At 54.7% G+C, this 4,119-nt stretch carries 3 protein-coding genes; all 3 read right to left on the bottom strand.

The window, feature by feature from the left end; translation table 11 throughout:
- Positions 1–343: S-adenosylmethionine synthetase N-terminal domain-containing protein (locus NE623_RS14350; RefSeq protein WP_305146190.1), on the bottom strand; the 343-nt coding region annotated here is incomplete at its 3' end.
- 85 nt (positions 344–428) lie between these two features.
- Positions 429–836, bottom strand: a complete 408-nt coding sequence (locus NE623_RS14345) for a DUF3846 domain-containing protein (RefSeq protein WP_256273486.1) — start codon at positions 834–836, stop codon at positions 429–431.
- A partial coding sequence (locus tag NE623_RS14340) for an MSCRAMM family protein (protein ID WP_256273488.1) occupies positions 817–4,119 on the bottom strand: 3,303 nt, incomplete at its 5' end. The genes NE623_RS14340 and NE623_RS14345, both read right to left, overlap by 20 nt.

Below are 4,119 nucleotides of genomic sequence, written 5' to 3'. Positions count from 1 at the left end.
CGACAGCGCCCGCAATGTCGGGGCTTTGGTCGTGGATGTAGCAGTCGATTTGGTACGCCTTCGGGTCATAGCCGACATCCCGCAGGGTGTCACGGACGATGTTGAACACATCCGGCTTAGCGCTGGTCGTGATTTCGCCCGCCACAATGATGTGACCGTGGGTTGCCATTACCTCACAGGCCACGCGGCTGGCGGGATCATGCTGCAGACAGGCGTCCAGCACGCTGTCGGCAATGAGGTCGCACAGCTTGTCGGGATGCCCGCGCATGACGGATTCTGCGGTGTAAAAGCGAGGATGCTCGTTTTCTTTCATGGTTTCGGTGTTTTCAAAAATGTCGTTCATTAGTTCTTCTCCTTGCTTGTTGGATGATTTCGGACAAAGAAAAAAGCCCGCAGGCGGGCTGCGGGCGAAGAGTATCGTATTCATATCAGCGCTCCGGGGATTCTTTTGTTTTGGGCGGCGGAGCCATAACGCGGGTATATTCTTCCGGCGTAGTGTGTTCCACACACAGGGTCTTGCCCAGCAGGAAAAACAGCTGCGGATCGTGGTACATTTCTTCGTAGTGCTTCATCTGCTTGGGCGTGAGGTCAGTAAAATCGTTGCTGGTCAGCCCGCAGACGAAAAATGTGCCGTGGATGATGTCATAGTCGCCCAGCATACGGTTCAGCGGCAGGTTTTCTGCAATGCCGTTGTCGTTGCAGACGATACAGGCGCTATCCCTCCAAGGGTACACGGCCTCGATGGTGCCGCCGACAACTGCCTGCTCGGCTTCAAGGGTGTGCTCAATGTCGGCTTCGCGGGGGTATTTTCCGGGTTCAACGATCAGCACTTTCATCGGCATCCTCCTCATCAGAAGTTTCTTTCAGCGCATTTTTCTTAACAGTCAGCAGCACGATACCTGTTGCAGACGCAAGGGACACGACTACAACAGCCAGCAACGGGAAACCATCTCCTGTCTGCGGGAGGGTCTGCATCTTGTGCGGCGTAATAACCGGCGTGGGCGCAGGAGTTGGCACTGGGGTTGCGGCGGGCGTCGGCTGTGGTGTGGGAACAGGCGTGGGCGCGGGGGGTTCTTCGCGGGGCGTGGCTTCGTCTATCATCTGAATTAACCGCTTGTCGGCGCGTGTCCATTCGGCATCCACATTTTCGCGGACGAACAGGCAAACATTTTCGTCTGCCTGCTGTACCTTAAACTGCACCGATTCGGCAATTTCAAAGCCAGCCGGGGCGGCATCTTCGGTCAGGGTGTAGATGTACTCCTTAGTTTCGCCTGACAGCTTGATAAATTGATCCGAGATGGGAACACGGTGAGTTTTGTAGTCGGTTATCCAAGTGTCGACGACCTCATCATTCGCATCGCGGATCGTCAGCGTAGCGCCCGGCAGCAGATTTCCTGCAATGTCGGTCTTGTCGATATCCAGCACAGGCGCGTCCTGCATGATGACGGTGGCATCGTCGAGTTTTACCCAATCATCGTCGGATTTCACATAGACGATATTGCTTTGTTCGTTACCTTCCTGCACCAGCTTGAACACGATGCTTTCGGCTTCGGCATAGCCGTCCGGGGCACGAGTTTCGGTCAGAGTGTACGCTTTTTCCAGCTCCAGACCTCGCACGGTGTGCGGCGTTTTTGTGGAAGTCCAGCCCTCCACCAGATTGCCGTCTGCATCGCGGATTTCCAGCTTTGCACCAGGCAGCTCCTTTCCGTTGGTGATGTCCTGCTTGGAAATGTCCACACTGGTGCGCAGGTTGGTGTTTGTACCATCTACGATTTGCCACGCGATTTGCTGACCCTCATAGGTGAACTCCACATCCACCGGGGTACTGTCCAGCAGGTAACCCGCAGGGGCGGTGATTTCCACAATGCGGTATCTGCCACTGTTGCCGGAATCCGGATAAGTTTTTGCGCGGATGGGAATGTCCACATCGAACCAAGTAAAGCCGCTGGCGTTGGTTGTGCTACTGGTGGCCAGCTTTGTACCGGCGTCCAGCAGCTTTGTACCGTCCGCGGAATAAATGTCATCCACGGTGTAGAGTTCATACACCGCACCGGGCAGATAGGTCAGCGCCTCTCGGTCCTGCTTGTAAATGCCTACACCGATTTTGCTGACTTTATCGCCGGGCTTTTCGGGCGTGGGCAGCACCCGCGCATTTTCAAACACAAGTGTCTGCCCATTCTTGTGGGCATCCGAGGCGTCCTTGACATTCACAATGCTGTACGAACATTCCTTGTTGCCGTCCTGCTCGTGGCTGACAATGGTTTTTGCCAGCACAATGTCATTTTTCTGGTTGTCCCAGCCGAATTCCACAGTGTAGCTCTGCTGGGTCAGTACAAAACCATATGGCGCTTGAACCTCGGTAATGGTGTACTTGCCCAGCGGCAGGGTCACGGTGACTTCGCCTTTGGTGCCATCATGGGTAATTTTCAAGAAATCGTAGGTAGATTGGGTGCGGGTGGGGCTGAATTTTACTTCATCCACCTGACCCTTCGCGCCGGTGGTAACAGTTGCCACCAAATCGCCGGATTTGTACCAGTAAGTGCCTTGGCGGTCTGGTGTGGCAATGTCGGCTGCAGCGTGAATTTCGTACACTGCGCCTGCGAGGTTGTCCTGCGTGTAGATGAACTGACCGTCCTTGTAATCGGTCAAGACATTGCCCAGCTTACGAATGGTAAGCTGACCGAGTGTTTCGTGGTTGCAGTATTTTTCTGTCACGATATACTCGTCCATGTCGTTGGTGGCGTTGCCCACAACCTGCCAGACGCGGTCAGACTTGATTTCAAATTCCACAGAGTAGGCAGGATCGTTATAGTACCCTTCCGGACCTTGCAGTTCCTCAATGAGATAGCGTCCCAGCGGCAGTTTTTCCGGTGTTTTCATAAGACCGTCTGCATCGGTGTAGAACACATCCGTTTTCTTGGTGGCGTTGCCGCTGGCCGGGTCGATCATGGAAATGCGGGTTTTGCGGTCTTTCTCATCCAGCCGATACAGCGCAAAGGCTGTGTTGGCAATTTTGACCGCCTTGCCGGTTTCGGTGTCGGTCTTGATGAGCTGCAAATAGCCTTCCAGTTCCTCGTCCAGCACGTTAAAGGTCATATAATTGTTGCTGGCGGTGGTGCCGCTGCCCGCAGGAACTGTAAATCGGCTCTGCGGGCTGTTGGTGTCCACTGTCACGATGAACGGGTCGCACTGGAACACATCCTTGGGGATGGTGGTTTCCACGACAAGGTATTGCCCATACGGCAGGCCCTCCACGCGGAAAATGCCCTCATCGTTCGTGAACATTTCTCCCAGCTTATACTCGGCGGGCTGATCCGTGGGCATCCAGCCGTTGCCCCTGCCGTTGGCGTAGTCGCCGTCTGCGGTCAAGGTCGAGTTATAAGCGTTGACCGTGTCAGTGTTGCTCTCGAACATATTGGCGATGGCTTGTCCTTCATGGGTGAAATCGTACTTTAGTGTGGCGTTATCATAATTGTCTTTGCGGTAGGCGTCCAAAATACTTTGTGCATCGTAGCTGCCGTCCGGGTTCTGCTTGAAATGCGCGGCCTTGCTCAGTTTGGAAATGCGGTAAACGGTAAAGCCCGCACCCTCCAGCTTCAGTGCCGGGCTTGGCTGACCGGTGGTCGAAACCAACTTCTGCAAACCAAAGCCGGATTTCAGCACTTCGTCTTGGCTTTCCTGCTCGGCGTGGATGTGGTAGGTCGATTCATCTGCATAGGTCAGCGTTTTGTAGTGGTTGACCTCATCGCAGAGATACCCTTTGGCGTAGGACAGGTAATACCCATCCCACGCTTTGCTGCCGTTCAGCTTGCGGCTCTCGGGCACAGCAGAATACTGGTTTTTGTAGATGTAGTCGGTGTATTCGCCGCCCTTGGTGGCAAGGCCGCTGTACTTTCCGGTGCGTTCCAGCTTCTTGTTCAGCTGCGGATACTTCCCGGTAACATACAGCTTTCCGTTTCCGTCAATGGGCAGCACCAGCCCGGTGGCACGCTCGACCAGATAGTAGCGGCCCATGTACAGGTTGGCAAAAGCCAGCTTTCCGTCTGTAATCTTGGCGGAGGCTACCAGCCGGTCTTTCTGCAAAATGGGCAGGTAATCGGTATCCCAGCCGCCGTTGGT

The organism is Gemmiger formicilis, assembly GCF_024462815.1.
Taxonomy (GTDB): Bacteria; Bacillota; Clostridia; order Oscillospirales; family Ruminococcaceae; genus Gemmiger.
The sequence above is the reverse complement of the archived record's forward strand: the minus strand, read 5'-3'. Positions and strand labels throughout refer to the sequence as shown.

Excerpts from the sequence above, each read along its gene's own strand:
- NE623_RS14345 (WP_256273486.1), bottom strand. The coding sequence starts at position 836 with ATGAAAGTGCTGATCGTTGAACCCGGAAAATACCCCCGCGAAGCCGAC.